This is a genomic window from Nocardioides cynanchi (assembly GCF_008761635.1).
Classification (GTDB): Bacteria; Actinomycetota; Actinomycetes; order Propionibacteriales; family Nocardioidaceae; genus Nocardioides; species Nocardioides cynanchi.
This window is the reverse complement of the sequence record NZ_CP044344.1, coordinates 2074835-2091678: the sequence shown is the minus strand read 5'-3', so window position 1 is coordinate 2091678 and position 16844 is coordinate 2074835. Positions and strand designations below refer to the sequence as shown.

Annotated in this window: 19 protein-coding genes; 13 read left to right on the top strand and 6 right to left on the bottom strand. The window is 72.4% G+C overall.

Annotation, left to right across the window (positions count from 1 at the left end):
* The first annotated feature begins 5 nt into the window (after positions 1-5).
* Both E3N83_RS10220 and E3N83_RS10215 read left to right on the top strand, forming a co-directional pair.
* Positions 6-1187, top strand: coding sequence for a hypothetical protein (locus E3N83_RS10220; protein ID WP_151083166.1), 1182 nt, complete (start codon positions 6-8; stop codon positions 1185-1187).
* Between the two features lie 37 nt (positions 1188-1224).
* Positions 1225-1764 carry a GtrA family protein gene (locus E3N83_RS10215; protein ID WP_151083165.1) on the top strand — a complete coding sequence of 180 codons (540 nt, stop codon included), beginning with the start codon at positions 1225-1227 and terminating at the stop codon, positions 1762-1764.
* 3 nt (positions 1765-1767) lie between these two features.
* On the opposite strand, the gene E3N83_RS10210 is transcribed toward E3N83_RS10215, so the two are convergent.
* Complete coding sequence (locus E3N83_RS10210; RefSeq protein ID WP_151083164.1) at positions 1768-2358, bottom strand: Maf family protein; 591 nt, start codon at positions 2356-2358, stop codon at positions 1768-1770.
* A 73-nt stretch (positions 2359-2431) separates the two neighbouring features.
* On the opposite strand from E3N83_RS10210, the gene E3N83_RS10205 reads away from it, so the two are divergent.
* A complete protein-coding gene (locus E3N83_RS10205) occupies positions 2432-3175 on the top strand; it encodes a class I SAM-dependent methyltransferase (RefSeq protein ID WP_151083163.1) in 744 nt (247 codons plus the stop codon).
* Between the two features lie 3 nt (positions 3176-3178).
* Positions 3179-5359: a hypothetical protein gene (locus tag E3N83_RS10200; protein ID WP_151083162.1), complete on the top strand. Its 2181-nt coding sequence runs from the start codon at positions 3179-3181 to the stop codon at positions 5357-5359.
* Here the strand turns inward: E3N83_RS10200 and E3N83_RS10195 are convergent.
* The 3 genes from E3N83_RS10195 to E3N83_RS10185 all read right to left on the bottom strand — a co-directional run bounded on the left by E3N83_RS10195 (position 5334) and on the right by E3N83_RS10185 (position 7988).
* The gene (locus tag E3N83_RS10195) at positions 5334-5777 is read right to left on the bottom strand and encodes a hypothetical protein (RefSeq protein WP_151083161.1); all 444 of its coding nucleotides are present in this window, start codon (positions 5775-5777) and stop codon (positions 5334-5336) included. The genes E3N83_RS10200 and E3N83_RS10195 overlap by 26 nt on opposite strands.
* A gap of 102 nt (positions 5778-5879) precedes the next feature.
* Positions 5880-7223 (bottom strand): DUF222 domain-containing protein, encoded by a 1344-nt coding sequence (locus E3N83_RS10190; RefSeq protein WP_151083160.1) that lies wholly within the window; start codon positions 7221-7223, stop codon positions 5880-5882.
* A gap of 120 nt (positions 7224-7343) precedes the next feature.
* Positions 7344-7988: a TetR/AcrR family transcriptional regulator gene (locus E3N83_RS10185; RefSeq protein WP_151083159.1), complete on the bottom strand. Its 645-nt coding sequence runs from the start codon at positions 7986-7988 to the stop codon at positions 7344-7346.
* A 137-nt stretch (positions 7989-8125) separates the two neighbouring features.
* On the opposite strand from E3N83_RS10185, the gene E3N83_RS10180 reads away from it, so the two are divergent.
* The 3 genes from E3N83_RS10180 to E3N83_RS10170 are packed head-to-tail and all read left to right on the top strand — an operon-like array spanning position 8126 to position 10529.
* Positions 8126-8929: a class I SAM-dependent methyltransferase gene (locus E3N83_RS10180; protein WP_238342852.1), complete on the top strand. Its 804-nt coding sequence runs from the start codon at positions 8126-8128 to the stop codon at positions 8927-8929.
* Between the two features lie 30 nt (positions 8930-8959).
* The gene (locus E3N83_RS10175) at positions 8960-9628 is read left to right on the top strand and encodes a hemerythrin domain-containing protein (RefSeq protein ID WP_202879193.1); all 669 of its coding nucleotides are present in this window, start codon (positions 8960-8962) and stop codon (positions 9626-9628) included.
* 1 nt (position 9629) lies between these two features.
* The gene (locus tag E3N83_RS10170; RefSeq protein ID WP_202879192.1) at positions 9630-10529 is read left to right on the top strand and encodes an alpha/beta fold hydrolase; all 900 of its coding nucleotides are present in this window, start codon (positions 9630-9632) and stop codon (positions 10527-10529) included.
* Between the two features lie 11 nt (positions 10530-10540).
* Here E3N83_RS10170 and E3N83_RS10165 read toward each other — a convergent pair whose 3' ends face one another.
* Positions 10541-10759: an acyl-CoA carboxylase subunit epsilon gene (locus E3N83_RS10165; protein WP_151083157.1), complete on the bottom strand. Its 219-nt coding sequence runs from the start codon at positions 10757-10759 to the stop codon at positions 10541-10543.
* Positions 10756-12357, bottom strand: a complete 1602-nt coding sequence (locus E3N83_RS10160) for an acyl-CoA carboxylase subunit beta (RefSeq protein WP_151085118.1) — start codon at positions 12355-12357, stop codon at positions 10756-10758. The genes E3N83_RS10165 and E3N83_RS10160 overlap by 4 nt, the downstream gene beginning before the upstream one ends.
* A 71-nt stretch (positions 12358-12428) precedes the next feature.
* Between E3N83_RS10160 and E3N83_RS10155 the strand changes: the two genes are divergently transcribed.
* From E3N83_RS10155 to purE, 6 genes are all read left to right on the top strand, one after another.
* On the top strand, positions 12429-13208 hold the full coding sequence (locus E3N83_RS10155; RefSeq protein WP_151083156.1) for a biotin--[acetyl-CoA-carboxylase] ligase: 780 nt from the start codon (positions 12429-12431) through the stop codon (positions 13206-13208).
* 13 nt (positions 13209-13221) lie between these two features.
* Positions 13222-13731 carry a PH domain-containing protein gene (locus E3N83_RS10150; protein WP_151083155.1) on the top strand — a complete coding sequence of 170 codons (510 nt, stop codon included), beginning with the start codon at positions 13222-13224 and terminating at the stop codon, positions 13729-13731.
* Positions 13718-14701 (top strand): adenylate/guanylate cyclase domain-containing protein, encoded by a 984-nt coding sequence (locus E3N83_RS10145; protein WP_151083154.1) that lies wholly within the window; start codon positions 13718-13720, stop codon positions 14699-14701. Before E3N83_RS10150 ends, E3N83_RS10145 begins: the two co-directional genes overlap by 14 nt.
* An 85-nt stretch (positions 14702-14786) precedes the next feature.
* The gene (locus tag E3N83_RS10140) at positions 14787-15131 is read left to right on the top strand and encodes a winged helix-turn-helix domain-containing protein (protein ID WP_151083153.1); all 345 of its coding nucleotides are present in this window, start codon (positions 14787-14789) and stop codon (positions 15129-15131) included.
* 31 nt (positions 15132-15162) lie between these two features.
* Complete coding sequence (locus E3N83_RS10135) at positions 15163-16329, top strand: 5-(carboxyamino)imidazole ribonucleotide synthase (protein WP_202879191.1); 1167 nt, start codon at positions 15163-15165, stop codon at positions 16327-16329.
* Positions 16326-16844 carry a 5-(carboxyamino)imidazole ribonucleotide mutase gene (purE, locus tag E3N83_RS10130; protein WP_151083152.1) on the top strand — a complete coding sequence of 173 codons (519 nt, stop codon included), beginning with the start codon at positions 16326-16328 and terminating at the stop codon, positions 16842-16844. The genes E3N83_RS10135 and purE overlap by 4 nt, the downstream gene beginning before the upstream one ends.

The following is a 16844-nucleotide window of genomic DNA, read 5'->3' as shown; positions in this document are numbered from 1 at the left end:
CCGGTGTGGCGACGCGACGGCTGGCGACCCTGGTGCTGTGTGCGGCGCTCGCCGGATGCGGTACGACGTCGAGCGGCCACCGTGCCGATCCGCCGGCGGCGTCACCGACCACCGCGAGCACCGGGCCATCGCCATCGCCGGCGCCCACCCCGACAGCGACGACCCACCACCTCCCGTCCGCCGGCGCGATCATCGCCGACCCGGCGGCCCGGCTCGAGGCCTACTCAGCGGTGCCCGGGCACCCGCGGCGACGGATCTCCGAGTGGTACCTGTGTCGTGACCGGCACTGCTACCACCGCACCTATGCGCTGGCGGTCTCCGGGGACGGGTTCCGGACCCTCCACGTGGTCGGCGTCGGTGCCTCCCGGGTGGCGAACGGGTGGTACCTCGAACCCGCCGGCCCCGACCACTTCGCGATCTCACCGAACGGCGGACGTCGGTCCCTGGTCGACCTCGCGGGCCACGTCACCCCGATCGAGGTCTCCGGCCCGGCCGGCCCGGTCGCGGCTCGCGAGGTCGCCGTCCCCGGCTCGAAGGGGCACTGGCTCGCCGTCGACCCCGACACGGGGAAGGCGCACCCCCTGTCGGTCCCCGCCGGTGTCGAGGAGGTGCGCACGACGCCGTCCGGTCAGCTGCGGGCACTGACCCTGGGCCACCCGCGCTACTTCTGGTCGGCCGACGGCGGCGCGGCGTGGCACGAGATCGCGCTGCCTCACCTCGACCCTGGCCAGTGGGCGGAGCTCGTGCCCACCACCTCGGACGCCCTGCACGTGCTGGTCGTCGGTGGTGAGAACACCGTCTTCCCCTGGGAGCGCGTGCTGAGGAGCGACGGCCGCACCTGGACGTCGTACGACGGGCCGAGCGACCCGACCGGCTACATCGACACCAGCGTGGCGCTCCCCGATGGTCGGCTGCTCATGGACGTGGGCGGGTGGAGCGACCAGCGCGGCAGCCGCCCCTCGGTCAACCCGCTCGGACTCTGGGGGGGTCCGGACTGGGCCCATCCGCAGCCGCTCCCGCAGGGTGCCCCCTTCGCCGGGCGAGGCGTCGGGCGGCCCGAACCCCTGGTCGTCGACACGGTCCTCACGCCGGGCTCCGTCACGATCTATGCGCAGACCCCCGCCCGGACCGGGGTGGTGTCCTCGGCCGACGGCGGCGAGACCTGGCGGCCCGTCCGGTCCCGTTGAGACAGGAGTTCGGCGGTTGTTTGCCTAGACTGCCCCCGTGTCGCGCGTCCCTCACGTCTTCGTCGAGATCGGGCGATTCATGGTCACGGGGGGACTGTCGACGATCGCGTCGTTCCTGGTCTTCAACTTCCTGGTGCACGGGCTGTACCTCACCGACCACCCCTGGCTCGAGACCCAGCCGATCCTGGCGTTCGTGCTGGCCAACGTCGTGGGCATGCTGGTCAGCTACCGGCTGAGCCGGCACTGGACCTTCCGGCACCGCCCGCCGGTGCACCCCGACGGCGGGCGCACCGCGTTCTTCGTGATCAACGTGATCACCATGCCGCTGGCGATCGGCTGCCTGTGGCTGAGCCGACACGTGCTGCACCTGACCGACCCGCTCTCGGACAACATCGCGGGCAACGTGGTCGGCCAGCTGATCGGGCAGGCCGCCCGCTTCTACCTGTTCCGCAGGTACGTCTTCCGGACGCCGGTCACGGTCGGTGAGTTCGTGCACCTGCCCCAGGGGTCGCGCGACGAGCGGCGCCTTGTCGACGACGAGCCGACGCCCGACCCGGCCCGGCGACCCGGCAGCTGAGGCTCACGCCCACAGGTCGGTCCAGGCGTGCCCGAGCTCGGCGAGCAGGTCGCGCAGCAGGGGCAGGCTGAGGCCGACGACGTTGTGGTGGTCGCCCTCGATGCCGGTCACGAACGCCCCACCGAGTCCGTCGATGGTGAAGGCGCCGGCGACCTGGAGCGGCTCGCCGGTCGCGACGTACGCCGCGATCTCGTCGTCGCTGACGTCGGCGAAGTGCACGACCGTCGAGCCGAGGGCAGCGGCCTCACGGCCGCTGGCCGTGTCGCGCAGCGCGTGACCGGTGTGCAGCACGCCCGAGCGCCCGCGCATCGCCTCCCACCGTCGTACGGCCTCGGGGGCGTCCGCGGGCTTGCCGAGCGCCTCGCCGTCGAGGTCCAGCACCGAGTCGCAGCCGAGCACCAGCGAGCCGTCGGTCACGTCCGCGGCGACGGCATCGCGCTTGAGCTCGGCCAGCCGGAGCGCCAGCGGCCCGGGTGCCAGGTCGGCCACCACCGACTCGTCGACGCCGGAGACGACCACGGACGGTTCGATCCCGGCGGCACGCAGGGTTGCGCGGCGGGCGGGGGAGGCGGAGGCGAGCACGAGCCGGGTCACGCCGCCGAGTTTCCCAGAGCGGGGCCTTCCGCCGGGGTCGGGGGCCGGTCCGTCGCGCGGTAGCCTTCGCCGAGTGCCCGCGCCCACGCCGTCGACCCCGCACGGGGGCTCGCCGTCGATCCTGCAGCCCGACTACTGGTGGTACGCCGCACGGTCCGAGCTGCTGCAGCAGGTGCTGACCCCCTACGTCGGCTCGCCCGCCCGGCTGCTCGACGTGGGCAGTGCCGACGGCCCGAGCGTGGGCTGGTTGACCGGTGACCTCAAGGTGTCCCTCGACCTGGACCCGCGCGGGCTGCAGGCTCCCGACGGCGTCTGCGGCTCGGTCCTGCACCTGCCCTTCGCGGACGCCAGCTTCGACGTGGTCGGCGCCTTCGACGTGATCGAGCACTGCGAGCCGGAGGGTGACGCGTTGCGTGAGCTGCTACGCGTGCTCGAGCCCGGCGGTCGGCTGCTCGCCTCGGTGCCCGCCTACCAGTGGGCCTGGACCGACCACGACGTCGCCAACGGCCACCACCGCCGCTACACCCGCGGTCGCGCGGTCGCGGCCGTCGAGTCCGCGGGCTTCGAGGTGCTGCGCGCCACCTATGGCTTCACCGGGGTGTTCCCGGCCTTCGCTGCGGAGCGGGTGGTGCGCGCGGTGCGCCACCGGCTCGCGCGCGGCCAGGGCGGGCCGGCCGACGTCGTCGACGTGCCGGACGTGGGGCCTCGGCTGGAGCGGATCCTGCTCGGGCTGTGCCGGTGGGACGCCCGGATGCTGGCCCACCGCGACCTGCCCTTCGGCTCGTCGGTGTTCCTGGCCGCGCGGAAGCCTGCCTGAGCGATGTCCGACGTACGACGATCCCCGGAGCCGGGAGCGGCCGGCGCCGACGTGAGGTGGATGCTGGCCGCCGGGCTCCTGGTGGCGGTGGCGCTGAGCGCGCTGCTCCTCCAGGACTCCCGTTACTTCTGGTACGGCGACACCCCGGCGGCCTACTTCGGCTGGTGGTACCACCTCGGCGACCTGGTCCGGCACGGTCACTGGTCCACCATCGACCCGCACGCCTGGAAGTCCGGCAACTTCGCGGCCGAGGGGCAGTGGGGGCTGTGGTCGCCGCTGACCATCGCGATCGGCGTCGCCGCCACCGTCGTCCCCAACGCCCTCGTGCTGACCACGGTCGTCAAGATCGCTCTGGCCGTCGTCGGCGCGCTCGGGGTCTTCCGGCTGATCCGGTCGTACGACGCCCCGCCGCCGGTCGCCTTCGTCGCCGCGGTCGCGGTGCCGATGGGCGGCATGACGCAGTACCTCGACCTGCCCTCCTGGGTGGCGGCCGAGACGATCTGGGCGCTGCTGCCCTGGGTGTGGTGGGCGCTGCGCCGGACCATGCTGCTCGGGGCCAACCCGTTGCCGGTGCTGCTGCTCGGCTACCTCGAGGTCAGCGTCGGCTACGTGTTCGGCACGATCATGCTGGTCGTCGTCCTCGTCGCCTGCCTGCTCGACTGCCTGCTGGCCCGCGACCGGGCGGCGTTCCTGCGCGTGCTGGTGAGTGGCGCGCTGCTGGGTCTGGTCGCGGTGACCGTCTACCTGCCGGGCGTCCTGACCTCGTCGGTCACCTCGCGCTCGACGGCCTACTTCACGTTCGGCGGCAAGTTCACCACCGAGCCCCTGGCGGTCTTCGCCTCGCTGCTTCCGACGGCGGCGCTGTCGGAGGGCACCAGCCACGTCGAGCCGTACCTCTACGTCGTGTGGCTGCTGCCGGTGGTGCTGTGGCTCGACTGGCGCCGGGCGCGTGCCGGCTGGCGTCCCCTGGCCGGCCTCCTGGCGGTGCTCGTGATCAGCCTCGCGGTGGTGGACGGACCCTCCCAGGTCGGCCCCCTGCGCTGGCCGGTCCGGATGGAGCCGTTCCTGGTCGAGGCCGTCGTCGTCGCGCTGGCTGTCTGTTGGAGCCGGTTCGGGCTGCGCCGACCGTCCCGGCGCCGGCTGGGCTGGTCGTTGGGCTGGGTGGCGGCCTCGGGCACGCTGGCACTCGTCCGCGCTCCGTCGCACTGGGACGCCCACCTGGTCGGCGCCTTCCTGGTCGGCGGTGGGCTGACCGCGGTGTGGTGGCTGGTCCGGGAGGGTCAGGGCAACCGCGCAGCCGCGTGCGCGGCCGCGGTCACCCTGGTCGCGCTCGGGGTACAGCACGCCTTCTACCCCACCCTTCCCTCGCCGCAGCGGCATGCGCCGACCTCCGTGGCGTCGTACCGCGAACCCCTGTCAGCGGCGGTCGGTGACGTGATGGTCGTCGGCGAGGCGGACCTGCTGCTGCGGTCGCAGCCGACCTTCGAGGGCGACCTGCTGCTCGGCTCCGCGTGGTACCTCAACCCACACCCGGTGCAGAGCACCTACACCGCGATCAACTTCGACGCCTACAAGCAGCGCTACTGCACCTACTACCAGGGCGACACCTGCCCCGAGCTGCTGAAGACCTTGTTCACCCGGCAGCCGACCACCGGCGAAAAGCGGGTCGACCTGCTGAGCGTGAGCACCTTGGTGCTGGTGCGGTCCAGCTTCCCGTCACACACCCTGCTCCGGCCGCCGCAGGGCTGGCGGGTGGCGGCCACCACGCCCAACACCGTCCTATGGGTACGCCGTCAGCCGTTGCCCGGCGCCGGAGCGGTCGCCTGGTCCTCGCCGGGGACCTCGGTCGCCCAGGTCGACGCGACCACCGGCGGCACGTCGTTCCGGGTCACGGGTGTGCCGGCCACAGGCGGGACGGTCGTACTCAGCCTTCTGGCGTGGCCCGGCTACAGCACCGACGTCGGCACGCTCGCCGACCCCGTCGACGGCTATCTCGTCACGGTCCGCCTCCCACCGGGCAGCCGCGGCACGGTCGTGCACGTCGACTTCCACCCGCCGGGCTGGCATCTCGAGCTGGGTGCCTGGGCGCTGGGCCTCCTCGCCGGGGCCGGATGGTCACTGTGGTCCGCCGTCGGCCGGCGGCGCCGGTCGCGCAACGTCAGTGACCCACGCCTCGTAGCGTGAGCACCGCAGAGCCGGAACCGGTCAGGGTGAGGGTGGTCCGGGTGCCGGCGGTGGCGTCGCTGGCCCGCGAGGCGCGGGCCAGCTCGCGGCGGAGCAACGCACCTGGACAGCCCCGTGGGATCGGCGTGGCCGAGGCGACGAACGAGAAGCGGTGGACGATGTCGAGCCCGTAGCCGCCGAGGGCCACGTGGCAGCGGACGGTCTCCACGGTCCCGCCGTCGAAGACGATCGCGTCGCGGCGCAGGATCCGGCCATGGACGACCGGTGCCCACGGATGCTCTTGGATCCGCTGCGGCAGCTGGGTGTCGACCACCTGGTGGACGACCCGGCCGGCCCGGTCGCGTGCATAGCGGTAGGCGTACCCGGCGCCACCGAACACCAGCGCGAGCAGCACGACGACGATGACCAGCAGCCTCACGATGCCCTCCCCGACCGCCACTCCGAGGGTGCCGGCTCCGCACGGAGGCTAGACCACGTCGCCGCCTCGCCGCCGTCGAATCGCCCTGCCACGACTCGAGCCTCAGCCGCTGAGGACGTAGTCCACGCGGTACGGCGTGTGGCCCACAGTCGCGACGAGGCGGGGTGGTCTCGATCGGTAGCGGTGCCCGGTCGGGAAGGTCGTCTCGACCTCGTGCCCGGAGACTCCCGGTGAGGGTCTGGCGTGCCAGCCCGGGGCCTGCTTGGCGTAGTTGCAGGCCTCGCAGAGCCCCTGGCCGTTGAGCAGGCTGGTCGGCCCGTCGGCGACGGACTCGACCGGATGGTCGCTGTGGCGGACGGGTGCTTCGCACCACGGAGTCCGGCAGCTGCGGTCGCGGAGCCGGATGAACCGCGCCATCGACCCACGGAAGAGCCGGGAGCGAGTGTCCGCGGTGACCAGCTCGCCGGTGCGTGGATGGCAGTAGAGCCGGCGGACCCAGACCTGCTCGTGCCGGGTCAGTGCTCCGACCACCACCTCGCGAGCCAGCTCGGCCGGGACCGGCCCGAAGCCCTCCAGGTGGGCCGGCTCGTCGGTGCCGCCGAAGAGATCGTGGTCGGTCATCACCAGCCCTAGCGTCACCGCCGGGGAGCCGGGGAGATCGCCGGTCGCGCCGACCACCCGAGCCACCAGGGCATCGGCCATCACCTGGCCCTTGCTGCGCGGGTCGCCGTCGGCCCGCGCCGAGTCGGCGGCACGCGTCAGCGCGGCGTAGGCGGCCACGCCCGCGGTGACCGGGAGCAGGGCCGTGAGCCAGGTCATCGTGTCGGGTGCAGGCCTCAGGCTCACGTGGCGGTCAGCCTCGGCGCGTCTGCGTCGCAGGACCACGGACGCCGGGTCCAGCCGGCAGGCCTCGGTCTGGACGGCCGCCACCAGCTCCCGCTCACCCATCGCCTCCAGGCGATCGAGGTCGTCGCAGACCACGGCGTCGACGTGGCCACGGTCCTCACGTGACAGGCAGGCGGTCTCCCGAGCGACCAGCGTGGCCTTCCACCCGGTGATCCGGCCGGTGCGCCAGGCCCGCCACGTCGCGGGGAGCTCGGACGGGAGGATCCGGGCGAGGGCGACGTCTCGCGCTCCCCGGTGCGGCGACGTACGGCGTGCCCAGGCGACCTGAGCTGCTACCCCGGCGCCACACCGGGCGGCCGGGACGCCGGCGGCCGCCTGAGCGGCCCGGACCGACCGGTCGAGGCCGTGGGCGAGGTGGGCCTGCGCTGCCGAGACCACGCAGGCGAGCTCCTCCAGCGCGCGCAGGGTGTCGATCCGGGACGCGTCGTCGAGCGCGTCGGGTGACTCGAGGCGGGCCGAGAGCCCGCGCCGGAACGCCGTGACCAGGTCAGCGTTCAGGCACTCACGCGGGTCAGCGAGAGCGGTGGACAACTCGAACATGTGTTCGATTCTACGCGCCGCCAAGGACCGTGTCGAGGGCGCAAACCGTGGCTGTGGAGAGAGGCCCCAGGGCGTCGGACTCCGTCGAAGCTCCGCTTCACCCGATGTCGGCACCCCGCGTCAGAGGAGCTGCGCGCACGCGGCGTCGGCGACCCAGGCTTCGTACTCCTCGGGTGACCAGCCGCGCTGGACGACCAGGAGCCGCCACAGGTCGGGATGGTTGAACGTCCACAGGATGTCGGCGGCTCGGTCCACCTGGAGTCCGGGGCGCAGCGCTCCCTGCTCGTGGATCAGGTCGACGACCGCGGCCTGGTTGTCCCGGAACTCGGTCTGGATGAGGAGCCACAGGTCGCGGGCGTCCGGGTCGACCTGGGCTGCATCGCTGATCACCCGCAGCAGACCGCCGGCACGCTCCTTGACCGCGCGGGAGTTGCGCGCGTTGAGGCGAAGACGCCGTTCGGGGTCGGGCTCGTCGAGCATCTCGCGGAACCACGCTCGTGCCGTCACGGGCTGGTGGTCGTCCGCACCGCCCAGCGCCTGGTCCCAGAGCGTCCGGAGCAGCCCGCTCTTGGTCGAGAAGGCGAGGTAGAGCGTCTTCGAGGAGACCTCCGCTGCGGCTGCCACCGCAGCCACCGACGTGGCTGCATAGCCCTCCGCCTCGAACACCCGCTGGGCGGTCTCCAGGATGTGCCGCCGCGTGGCTGCGGCCTGCTGCACCCGTCGCGGGGAGTGGTAGTCCCTTGTCGACTTGACGCGTGAACTCATTTGGCTACAGTAGCACGCGATTCATTACACATACGCTGTAACCAATTGAGAGGAACTGCGCCATGACCGATCACACGACACGACAGTTGACACCCGGAGCCACCTCCGCCGAAGAGCGCCGCCACCATGTGCACGCGATGTGGTCGGCCGTGGCCGGGTCCTGGGCGGAGTACGCCGACGACACGGATGCGCGCCACGCACCGGAGACGGCGGCGATGCTCGCCGCCACCGCACCGGTCCCGGGGGACCACGTGCTGGAGCTCGCGGCGGGTGCGGGCGGCCTGGGCCTGGAGGTCGCCGACCTGGTGGCGCCGGGTGGCCGCGTGGTGATCTCCGATGTCGCCGTCGAGATGACGGCGGCAGCCCGGGCCCGGGCCGGGACGCGGGAGGCCGTCGAGGTGCGGACGCTGGACATCGAGTCGATCGCGGAGCCGGACTCGTCGTACGACGTGGTCCTGTGCCGCCACGGCCTGCAGTTCGCGGTCGACCCGTCGGCCGCGTCCAGGGAGATCGCCCGCGTGCTGCGCCCCGGGGGTCGGCTGGCGGCGAGCGTCTGGGGACCGGCGGCCGCGAACCCGTGGCTGTCGGTGGTGATGGAGGCCGTCCAGAGTGTGCTGGGCAGACCGGTGCCGCCGCCCGGGATCCCGGGCCCCTTCGCGCTGTCGCAGGCCGGCCACCTGGCCGGCTTGCTGGAGGCTGCCGGGCTCGCCCGGGTGGCGGTGAGCGAGATCTCCGAGCCGCTGACCGCCGCCGACTTCGACGGCTGGTGGACGTGGACGACCCGGCTCGCCGGGCCGCTGACCAAGATCCTCAGCTCTCTCGACGAGCAGGCGACGACGGCGATCCGGGAGCGGGCCCGTGCCTCGCTGGCCGACCGCGTGACCGAGCACGGCTACCACCTACCCGGGCTCGCGCTCGTCGTCAGCGCCCGACGCCCCTGACCACCGCAGATGTCAACGAGAGGAACGACGATGAGTACCACCAACGCCCTGCCCGGATGCGACACCCACGACATGGTGGTGGTCCACCGGGTCTTCCGGCGGGAGTTCGCGCTGCTGCCACGCATGGTCCGCGCGGTGCCGGACGGCGACGTCGCCCGGGCCGCGGTGATCGCCACCCACGCACGCGAGATGACATCCCTGCTGCATCACCACCACACTGCTGAGGACGAGATGGTGTGGCCCGTTCTGCGGGAACGGGCCACGCTCGACCTGTGGTTGGTGGAGCGCATGGAGACCCAGCACGAGGCGGTCGACGGGCTGCTCGGCGGCCTGGACGAAGGCATCGCGAGGTTCGCGGGCACGGCCGGCCCGACGGAGCGTCGGGAGCTCGCCTCACTGCTGGACCGGTTGTCGGACGCCCTCGTCGAGCACCTCGACGAGGAGGAGGCGTCGATCCTGCCGGTGGTGGCACAGACCCTCACCGTCGCCGAGTGGGAGGAGCTGGCCCGGCGTGGCATGGCGGCGATGCGGAAGCCGCGGCTCCTGGTGATCCTGGGCCACATCCTCGAGGACGCGGACCCCGACGAACGCGCGGCCTTCCTGGCGCACGTGCCGGCACCGGCACGTCTCGGCTACCGGTTGGTCGGGCGGAGACGCCATCGGCGTGAGACCGCAACCCAGCGGCGTGGGCTCGGCTGACGTGGCTGCCGGGCCTCGCAGGTCGCTGCCGACCCGGACGGTGACGCTCACCGCCGGCACCGTCGAGTTCCGGTCGGAGCCGGGAACTCGACCGCCGGTCGTGGTGCTTCCAGGCGGTCACATGCATGCCGGGCTCGCACTCGGCGAGGAGTCGTTGCGCGCCTCGGGCTCCGCGCTCCTCGTCGTCTCCCGACCCGGGTACGGGCGTACCCGGGTCGGACCGCTGGGCGCCCGGGACTTCGCGGCGGTCGTCGCCGAGCTCTGCGACAGACTGGGCCACACCACCGTCGAGGCGGTGGTGGGCATCTCGGCCGGCGGCCGGACCGCGGTGGAGCTCGCCGCGCGTCACCCCTCGTTGGTACGACGGCTGGTCCTGCAGAGCGCCGCGCCCGCGGTGGGCCCGTGGCCGGACTCCCGGCTCCAGCGCCGGGCCGCACCGGTGCTGTTCGGTCCACGCGCCGGGACGTGGACCTGGGCCGCGACCCGGCTGCTGCTGACCCGCGCCCCGGAGCTGGGCCTGCGGGCCGTCATCGGCCCGCTCACCACCGGATCGGCCAGGTCCTGCCTGCGCCAGCTGACCACTCCCGAGCGGACGGCCGTGTTGCGTCTGTTCTGTGAGATGTCGTCGGGCACCGGCTTCGCCAACGACCTGCAGGACTTCGCCCGCCTCGATCCGGTCGAGGCGCGGCGCACCCTGACAGCCGTCGCCTGCCCCACGTTGGTGATGGCCAGCCGAGCCGACGGCAGCGTCGCGTGGACCCACGCACAAGCCTTCGCCACCACCATTCCAGGGGCGCGCCTGTACGAGTCCAGCGCCCCGTGGCACCTGATCTGGTTCGGCGCCGACCGGGCCGGCGTCGAGGCCGAGGTGCGGGCGTTCCTCGCCACGCCCGGCGGGTGAAGCCGCCGGGCTCAGCGAGGAAGACCGGACATCCGCCAGGCGCCGGCGCCGTGCCGATGGGTGGACCGCACCAGCCGGCGCGGCGCGTTCCAGGCAGGCGTACGACGAGCAGGAGCGGCGGCGGGGCTGCCCAGCGAGGCGACCACCGCGACCAGCGCTGCCAGCTCCTCCGGTGAGGGGTCGCCCGAGACGACCCGCAGGAGCGGGGCGGGCGAGGTCTCGTCGCTCACAGTGGGATGTTCCCGTGCTTCTTGGGCGGCAGCGACTCCCGCTTGGTCTCGAGGAGCCGCAGCGCCTTGACCACCTCGAGCCGGGTCTCGTGGGGGGCGATCACGGCGTCGACGTAGCCGCGCTCGGCGGCGATGTAGGGGTTGGCCAGCGTGTCGTCGTACGCCGTGATCAGCTCCGCGCGCCGGGCCTCCGGGTCGGGAGCGTCCTTGAGCTCGCCGCGGTAGAGGATGTTCACCGCACCCTGGGCGCCCATCACCGCGATCTGGGCGGTCGGCCAGGCCAGGTTGATGTCGGCGCCGAGGTGCTTGGACCCCATCACGTCGTAGGCGCCGCCGTAGGCCTTGCGGGTGATCACGGTGACCAGGGGCACGGTGGCCTCGGCGTAGGCGTAGATCAGCTTGGCGCCACGGCGGATGATGCCGTTCCACTCCTGGTCGGTGCCGGGCAGGAAGCCCGGCACGTCGACGAACGTCAGCACCGGGATGTTGAAGGCGTCGCAGGTGCGCACGAAGCGGGCGGCCTTCTCCGAGGCGTCGATGTCGAGCGTGCCCGCGAACTGCATCGGCTGGTTGGCGACGATGCCCACCGACCTCCCCTCGACCCGGCCGAAGCCGATCAGGATGTTGGGGGCGAACATCGCCATCACCTCGAGGAACTCCTCGTCGTCGACGACGGCGGAGATCACCTCGTGCATGTCGTAGGGCTGGTTGGCGCCGTCGGGGATCACGACGTCCAGCGTGCGGTCGAGGTCGGTGACGGCCAGGTCCGCGGGGGCGTCGTAGGACGGCGAGGGGTCGAGGTTGTTCTGCGGCAGGAACGACAGCAGCGCCTTGACGTAGTCGAGCGCGTCGTCCTCGTCGGAGCCCATGTAGTGGGCGTTGCCGGACTTGGTGTTGTGGGTCCGGGCCCCGCCGAGCTCCTCCATCGTGACGTCCTCACCGGTGACGGTCTTGATCACGTCGGGTCCGGTGATGAACATGTTGGAGGTGCCGTCGACCATCACCGTGAAGTCGGTGACCGCGGGGGAGTAGACGTGGCCACCGGCGCAGGAGCCCATGATCAGGCTGATCTGCGGGATCACCCCGGAGGCGTGCACGTTGCGGCGGAAGATCTCGCCGTACAGGCCGAGCGAGACCACCCCCTCCTGGATCCGCGCACCGGCGCCCTCGTTGATGCCGATGATCGGGCAGCCGGTCTTCATCGCGAGGTCCATCACCTTGGTGATCTTCTCGCCGTACACCTCGCCGAGCGAGCCGCCGAAGATCGTGAAGTCCTGGCTGAACACGCAGGTCTGGCGACCCTCGATGGTGCCGTAGCCGGTGATCACGCCGTCGCCGTACGGGCGCCGCTTCTCCAGCCCGAACGCCGTGGAGCGGTGCCGGGCGAGCTCGTCGAGCTCGACGAACGAGCCCTCGTCGAAGAGCAGCTCGATCCGCTCGCGGGCGGTCTTGCGGCCCTTGGCGTGCTGCTTCTCGATCGCCTTCTCGGAGCCGGCGTGGACCGCGGCGTCGAGCCGGCGCTCGAGGTCCTCGAGCTTGCCGGCCGTGGTGTGGATGTCGATGTCGGCGGGGACATCGGTGCCCTCACCGGGCTTCATCGTCGGCTGGTTCTTGGGTTGGGCGCTCACGTGTGGTGGCCTCCTCGCGTCTGCGGGGCCAATGTAGTGCCATGGACTCCTCCCGCTCCGCCCGGTCGCCGCTCGACCCGACCGCCCTCCAGGCCGCGGCCGGCCCGTCGTGGACCGTGCAGCTGCACGCCGAGGCCGGCTCGACCAACGTCCTCGCCGCCACCGACCCGGTGCCCGACCTGGTCGTGGTCGCCGACCACCAGCAGGCGGGCCGGGGCCGGCTCGACCGCGACTGGGTGACCCCACCGGGCGCGGCCCTCACCTTCTCCGCGGTCGTCGACCCCGGGATGGACCTCGAGTGGTGGCCGCTGGTCCCGCTCGTCACCGGGTACGCCGTGTCCCGGGCGCTGGGCGGGTACGCCGCCGTGAAGTGGCCCAACGACGTGCTGGTGGACGGCCTGAAGGTCTGCGGGATCCTGGTCGAGCGGGTGACGGGCCCGTCGTCGGGACAGCCACCGGTGGCGGTGATCGGGGTGGGGATCAACGTCGACCAGACCGCCGCGGAGCTGCCGGTGCCGACCGCCACCTCGCTGACCCTGGCCGGGCACCCGGTCGACCGGACCGCCCTGTTCGGCGATGTGCTCGCCTCCCTGCGTGCCTCCCTGCGCCACGCCGCAGCGCATCCGGACCTCTTCCTGAACCAGTACCGCGACCGCAGCGCGACCCTGGGCCAGGACGTGCGGGTCGACCTGCCCGACGACCGGACCGTCGAGGGTCGCGTCGTCGACGTGGACGACCACGGCCGGCTGCTGCTCCGGACGGCCGGCGAGACGCTCACCCTGAGCGCGGGCGATGTCGTTCACCTTCGCCCCGCGGGGTGAGACACTCGGGCCCGTGGCCATCTCTCCCAAGCTGTTGACCGACGGCGAGTCCGTCGTCGTCGACACACGCACCCATCCCAAGGCACTGATCGTCCCGGTCCTGGTGCTCCTCGTGACCCTGGCGGTGGCGATCTTCCTCGACCGGCACATCGGCAACGGCGTGGTCAGCCTGATCGTGTGGATCCTGGCGCTGCTCGTCGTCGTGTGGTTCACCCTGCGGCCGTTCCTGGACTGGCTGACCTCGACGTACACGATCACGACCAAGCGGCTGATCACCCGCGAGGGCGTGATCTCGCGCCGCGGTCACGACATCCCGCTGCACCGGATCAGCGACGTCGCCTACGACATGGGCGTGCTCGACCGGATGCTCGGGTGCGGCACGCTCGTGATCAGCGACGCCAGCACCCACGGCTCGGTGCGACTGCACGACATCCCCCACGTCGAGAGCGTCCAGCGCCGACTCACCGAGCTGCTCGACGCCGGCGCGCCCGCCGCCGACCCAAGGACCGATGACGGAGCCTGAGCCCAGTCCGGGACATCGCCTCGAACGCGCCATCCTGGGCGAGGAGGTCAGCTTCAACGCCCTCGAGGTGGCCGCGGAGACCGGTGCCACGATCGAGCAGGCGCGACGGCTCTGGCGGGCCCTCGGCTTCCCCGACCACGGGGTGGACCGCGCGTTCACCCAGGCCGACGCCGACGCGGTCTCGACGCTGCTGCGGCTGGTCGACGCGGGCGTCATCGACTTCGACATGGCGGTCAACCTGACCCGTGCGGTCGGCCAGACGATGGCCCGGCTCGCCGACTGGGAGGTCGGCACGCTCGTGCACCGCGTCCAGGAGCTCGAGGCGGGTGACGACGCCACCGGCTCGCGGGCCACGGCGGCGCTGCAGATGGTCGAGCAGCTCAACGAGCCCTTCGAGGAGCTTCTGGTCTACGTCTGGCGCCGGCACCTCGCGGCGGCGGTGGGTCGGATCGAGACCCTCGGCGCCAACGAGGAGGACCTCCAGACCACCGAGGTGACCGTCGGGTTCGCCGACATCGTCGCCTTCACCGCGCTCTCCAACCAGCTCGACCACGACCGTCTCGGTGACCTGGTGGAGGTGTTCGAGTCGCGGTGCGCGGACGTCGTGGCCGGGCAGCGCGGGCGGGTGATCAAGAGCATCGGGGACGCCGTGCTGTTCGTGAACGAGGACCCGATCCGGGCCTACGACACCGCCGAGGGGATCATCACCGTGGTCGGGCGCGACCACCGGATGCCCGACGTCCGAGTGGGGCTGGCCACCGGATCCGTGGCGATGCGCCTCGGGGACGTGTTCGGGCCGCCGGTGAACATGGCGGCACGGCTCACGGCGGTGGCGCGGCGCAACCGGGTGATCGTCGACCGGGCGACCGCGGAGCTGCTGCCGGAGGACCAGTTCGAGACGCGTCCGCTGCCGGCGAGACCGGTGCGAGGCTTCGGTCTGGTCGAACCCGTGGCCGTCCGACGTCATTGACCGCTGGGGGAGATTTTACCTTCGGAACCATGCGAGTTGAGCCATTCCCCGGCGCGAAGGGGTGTTGGGTACCTATTTTAAGTGTGTGCTCAAGGTCCAGGACGTCACCGTCGACCCCGTTACCAGGCGGGTCTGGCGCGATGATCGCGAGATCGTGTTCTCGCGCAAGGAGTTCGACCTGCTCCACTACCTGATGGCGCACGCAGGTGAGGTCGTCTCGCGCGACGACCTGATGCTGACCGTCTGGAACACCACCTTCTGGACCTCGTCGAAGACCATCGACGTCCACCTCGGGTGGGTCCGCCGCAAGCTCGGCGACGACCCGAGCCAGCCGACCCTGATCACCACGGTGCGTGGCGCCGGGCTCCGCTTCGAGTCGGACGCACCCGCGTACAGCGCCACCATGCCCGCGCAGGCGGCCGCAGTCTGACGCCAGCGCGTCAGCCCTTACGCTGTCCCGCGTGAGCCCCGGGTCCGAGAGTGCGCCCACGATCGCCGTCATCGGAGGCGGTCAGCTGGCCCGGATGATGGCCGAGCCCGCCGCCGCCCTGGGCATCCCGCTGCGGCTCCTGGCCGAGGCGCCCGGAGTCTCCGCGAGCCAGGTGATCCCCGACCACCTGGTGGGCGACTACACCGACCTGGCCACCCTGCATCGCGTCGTCTCCGGCTGCCGGGTGGTCACCTTCGACCACGAGCACGTCCCGACCGACCACCTGCACGCCCTCGCCGCCGACGGGGTCGCCGTACGTCCCGGGCCGGAGGCGTTGGTCCACGCTCAGGACAAGCTGGTGATGCGCGCCGCCGTCGACCGGCTCGGCATCCCGCAGCCCCGGCACCGGGAGGTCGCCGACGTCGCCGACGTCGCCGACTTCGGCTTCCCGTGCGTGCTCAAGACCGCACGCGGCGGCTACGACGGCAAGGGCGTCTGGTTCGTCGGTACGCCGGACGAGTGCGGGCCGGCGTTCGAGGTCGCGGCCCGGACCGGGGTGCGGATCCTCGCGGAGGAGCGGGTGGACTTCGACCGCGAGCTCTCGGCCCTGGTGGCCCGCAGCCCCAGCGGCCAGGCGGCGGCGTACCCCGTGGTGCAGTCGACCCAGCGGGACGGGATCTGTGCCGAGGTGGTGGCTCCGGCCCCCGGCCTGGACCCTGCCCACGCCGCGCAGGCCCAGGAGCTCGCGCTGCGGATCGCCCGCGACCTCGACGTGACCGGGATCCTGGCCGTCGAGCTGTTCGAGACCGCCGACGGCGTCCTGGTCAACGAGCTGGCGATGCGACCGCACAACACCGGTCACTGGACCCAGGACGGCGCGGTCACCTCGCAGTTCGAGAACCACCTGCGTGCCGTCCTCGACCTGCCGCTGGGCTCACCCCTGGCGCGCGCCCCCTGGACGGTGATGGTCAACATCCTCGGCGGCCCTGCCGACTCCGGGGGCCGTCTGTACGACGGCTACCCGCACGCCCTGGCCCGCGACCCGAGGCTGCGCGTGCACCTGTACGGCAAGGAGCCGCGTCCGGGCCGCAAGGTCGGGCACGTGAACGCCTACGGCGACGACCTGCAAGATTGTCTGGAGCGCGCCCGCCACGCGGCGGCGTGGTTCGCCGGAGACCTGGGGGATGAGAGCGAATGAGTGAAGCAGCCCGCGTCGGGATCGTGATGGGTTCGGACTCCGACTGGCCGGTGATGGAGGCCGCGGCCGAGGCGCTCAAGGAGTTCGACGTCGCCTACGAGGCCGACGTGGTCTCGGCCCACCGGATGCCCGACGAGATGCTCGGCTACGGCCGCGGGGCGGCCGAGCGCGGGCTGTCGGTGATCATCGCCGGCGCCGGCGGGGCCGCTCACCTGCCCGGGATGCTCGCCGCGGTCACCCCACTCCCGGTGATCGGCGTACCCGTGCCGCTCAAGCACCTCGACGGGATGGACTCGCTGCTCTCGATCGTGCAGATGCCGGCCGGTGTACCGGTGGCCACCGTCGGGGTCGGCAACGCCCGCAACGCGGGGCTGCTGGCCGTGCGGATCCTGGCCGCCTCCGACGCCGACCTGCGGCAGCGGATGCTCGACTTCCAGGCCGACCTGCGCACCACCGCGCAGGAGAAGGGCAAGAAGGTCCGCTCGTCGGCGGGGGCGCGCAAGCTCGGCTTCTGA